Origin of the sequence: Dietzia sp. CW19 (genome assembly GCF_014145265.1) — a bacterium.
Taxonomy (GTDB): Bacteria; Actinomycetota; Actinomycetes; order Mycobacteriales; family Mycobacteriaceae; genus Dietzia; species Dietzia natronolimnaea.
In genome coordinates, this window is record NZ_JAALEE010000514.1 from 2417 (window position 1) to 5712 (window position 3296).

Here is a 3296-nt window from a genome sequence, read left to right on the forward strand (position 1 = left end):
CATCATCTCCACCCTCACCACGATCGCGATCTTCGTCGTCGCCTTCGGCCTGTCGTTCCTCCTCGGCGGGCGCGACGGCGAGAAGACCGTGGCCGTCGCCTCGAACGACGCCGCGGCCATCGTGCAGGCCGCCGGTGCCGGGTCGGCCGCCAACGGCGGAGGCGCCGACCAGGGTGCCGGGTCAGACTCGCCGCCGGTGGCCGGTTCCACGATCGAGCTGTCCGTCGTCGAGGTCGCCGACCCCGACGCCGCCGAACGTGCGGTGCGGGAGGGAGACGCCGACGCCGCTCTGCTCGGTGAACCGGGCGCGTGGACGCTCGTCGGGTCGGACGGGGTCGACTCCGACATCGCCGCCGCGGTGGGTTCCGTGGTCGCGGCCGACGCTCTCGAGCGCAATGCCGCCACCGCGGACGTCTCCGTCGAGGAGCTCACCGCCGGTTCCGTCGTGCAGGAGCGCCTGCTCGATCCCGACGGGGCGGCCAACGAGGGCGTCCAGCTGATCGCCGGGTTCGTCTTCGTCTTCCTGTTCTACATGGCGGCGATCCTCTTCGGGTACGCCATCGCCAACAGCGTCGTCGAGGAGAAGCAGTCGCGGATCGTCGAGATCCTCGCCGCCGCCATCCCGTTGCGCCAACTCCTCGTCGGGAAGGTCGTCGGCGCCACGGTGCTCGCGTTGGGCCAGATGGCGATCTTCGTGGCCATCGGACTGATCGGCCTGACGTTCACCGAGTATTCCGCGCTCCTGCCCTCGGTGGCCGGCGCTGCGGGCTGGTACCTGGTGCTCTTCGTCATCGGTTTCGTCGCACTGGCGTGCCTGTTCGCCGTGGCCGGCGCGTTGGCCACGCGGGCGGAGGACGTCCAGTCCACCTCGTCCCCCCTGCTCACGCTGATCATGATCGCGTCCTTCGCGGGACTGTTCCTCCAGGGCACCTGGCAGGTGATCGGCTCGTACGTGCCGATCATGTCGACGGTGACGATGCCGATCCGCCTGGTCGAGGGCACGGCCGAGTGGTGGGAGCCGGTCATCGCGGCGGTGATCACCCTGGTCGTCGCGGGGGCCGTGATGGTGGTCGCGGAACGGGTCTACCGACGGTCGATCATGCAGACGGGCGGCAAGCTCACCTACCGTCAGGCGCTCTCGCTGACCGAGTGAGCGGAGTGGATCACCCGCGGGTCCGGTGACGCGGACAGGAGGAGAGTGTCGGTGCCGGAGCGGCGGGGTGTCGGGGCGTCAGCCCCCGGCCCCCGCTATCTCGCTGTCGACCAGTCGGTAGCCCTGTCCGCGCACGGTCTCGATCGCTCGTGCACCGAAGGGCGTGTCGATCTTGCGACGCAGGTAGCCCACGTAGACCTCGACGATGTTGTCGTCCCCGTCGTACGCGGCATCCCACACCGCCCGCAGGATCTGGGGTTTGGACACCACCTGGTTGCGGTTCCGGATCAGGTACTCCAGGACCGCGTACTCCCGCGCCGTCACCGGGATCCGCTCACCTCCCCGCCGCACCTCCCGCGCGGCGGGATCGACCTCGAGGTCACCGGCGACGAACGAGACGGGCCGCTCGGGGGCGCCCCGCCTGACCAGCGCCCTGAGCCTGGCTTCCAGGACCACGAACGAGAACGGTTTGACCAGGTAGTCGTCGGCGCCCAGGTCGAACGCGTCCGCCTCGTCGTACTCGCCGTCCTTCGCGGTGAGCATGAGCACGGGGGTCCAGATCTCACGGCGCCGCATCTCGCGCACCACCTCGTAACCACTTCGCCGCGGCATCATGATGTCGAGGACCACCACGTCGAAGTCCCCGTCGGCGGCCATCTCGAGTCCGATCTCCCCGTCCGGGGCCGTCTCGACCGCCCATCCGCCGGCGGCGAGGCCGCGCCGCACGCTCTCGAGGAGCGCAGGTTCGTCGTCGACAACGAGTACCCGCATACAGTGCCCTCCGCCCGTGTCCCGTTCGATCGCGTGGCCCGCGACGCCTACTCGGCGCCCGGGTCGATCTCCTGGTCCATCTGCTCGGCGGGGACCAACGAGTCGGCGTGACGCCGCACCACCCTGGCGGGCACCCCGGCGACGGTCGTGTGCGGCGGGACCTGGTCGAGCACCACCGAACCGGCGGCCACCCGCGAGCACTCGCCCACGTGAACATTGCCCAGCACGATCGACCCGGCCGACAGCAGCACCCCCGAACCGATCTTGGGGTGGCGGTCGCCGTCCTCGTTCCCCGTCCCGCCGAGGGTGACGCCCTGGAGTATCGAGACGCCGTCCCCGATCACGCAGGTCTCGCCCACCACGATGCCGGTGGCGTGGTCCACGAGGATCCCGGAGCCCACGCGCGCGGCCGGGTGGATGTCCATGGCGAAGACCTCGGACACCCGGCTCTGGAGGAACGAGGCCGCCATGACCCGTCCCGAGTTCCACATCTCGTGCGCGACGCGGTGGATCTGGAGCCCGAGGAATCCCTTGGCGAACAGGTAGGGAACCAGGTAGTTGGGATAGGCCGGGTTACGCTCGAAGCTCACCACGAGGTCGGCCGCGACCGCCTCCAGGACGTGCGGGTGCTCGACCAGGATCGCCCTGATCTCCTTCTCCAGGACGTGCCGGCCGATCTCGGGGGTCGCGATGCGTGAGGCGGCGAGCCTCGCGAGGGATTCGCCCAGGTCGTCGCATCCGTCGACGAGATCCAGGACCAGGCCGGCGATGAGGGGTTCGTCGCGACTCTGCGTGGCGTCCACGGACAGCCGGTCCCAGACCGCGCGGACGGAGGAGTCGGCCTCCGTCTGCGGGACGCAGGGGTTCTCGATGCTCAGCTCGATGGTCACCCGGTACAGGGTAGGCCCGTTCGGCTTTCCGGGTCGAGTCACCTCGGTATCGGGCGCGGGGGCAGCGGGTGCGGGGGCAGCGGGTGCGGGGGCGCAGCCCTCGACGAAGTCGCGCCGGCCCGGGCAGGATGGGGCCATGATGCTCATCAACGTGAGATTCGACGTCAAGCCCGAGTTCGCGGACTCATGGCTCGAGATCACCCGCGACTTCACCGAGGCCACCAGGGCGGAGCCCGGCAACCTGTGGTTCGACTGGTACCGCTCGTCCGACGCGGAGACCACGTTCCTGCTCTGCGAGGCGTTCCGCGACGGGGACGCGCCGGCCGAGCACGTCGGGTCGGCCCACTTCAGGGAGTTCACCGGCTCCGCCGCGCAGTACCTCCAGCGCACCCCGCGGATCATCAACACCACGGTCGACGGCGAGGAGTGGGGAACGATGGGCGAGATCACCGTCGACTAGCCCGACCGGGCCTCGACCCGCC

At 70.1% G+C, this 3296-nt stretch carries 4 protein-coding genes; 2 read left to right on the plus strand and 2 right to left on the minus strand.

The window, feature by feature from the left end; genetic code table 11:
* Nucleotides 1–1153: ABC transporter permease (locus tag G6021_RS14665; RefSeq protein WP_182641599.1), on the plus strand; the 1153-nt coding region annotated here is incomplete at its 5' end.
* Between the two features lie 78 nt (nucleotides 1154–1231).
* Here G6021_RS14665 and G6021_RS14670 read toward each other — a convergent pair.
* Together G6021_RS14670 and G6021_RS14675 are read right to left on the minus strand one after the other, a co-directional pair.
* Nucleotides 1232–1924: a response regulator transcription factor gene (locus G6021_RS14670; RefSeq protein WP_182610963.1), complete on the minus strand. Its 693-nt coding sequence runs from the start codon at nucleotides 1922–1924 to the stop codon at nucleotides 1232–1234.
* A 47-nt stretch (nucleotides 1925–1971) separates the two neighbouring features.
* Nucleotides 1972–2814: a serine O-acetyltransferase gene (locus tag G6021_RS14675; RefSeq protein WP_179523705.1), complete on the minus strand. Its 843-nt coding sequence runs from the start codon at nucleotides 2812–2814 to the stop codon at nucleotides 1972–1974.
* A gap of 136 nt (nucleotides 2815–2950) precedes the next feature.
* On the opposite strand from G6021_RS14675, the gene G6021_RS14680 reads away from it, so the two are divergent.
* Nucleotides 2951–3274 (plus strand): putative quinol monooxygenase, encoded by a 324-nt coding sequence (locus tag G6021_RS14680; RefSeq protein WP_179523706.1) that lies wholly within the window; start codon nucleotides 2951–2953, stop codon nucleotides 3272–3274.
* The last annotated feature ends 22 nt before the right edge of the window (nucleotides 3275–3296 follow it).

Excerpts from the sequence above, each read along its gene's own strand:
- G6021_RS14670 (WP_182610963.1), bottom strand. The coding sequence starts at position 1,924 with ATGCGGGTACTCGTTGTCGACGACGAACCTGCGCTCCTCGAGAGCGTG.
- G6021_RS14680 (WP_179523706.1), top strand. The coding sequence starts at position 2,951 with ATGATGCTCATCAACGTGAGATTCGACGTCAAGCCCGAGTTCGCGGAC.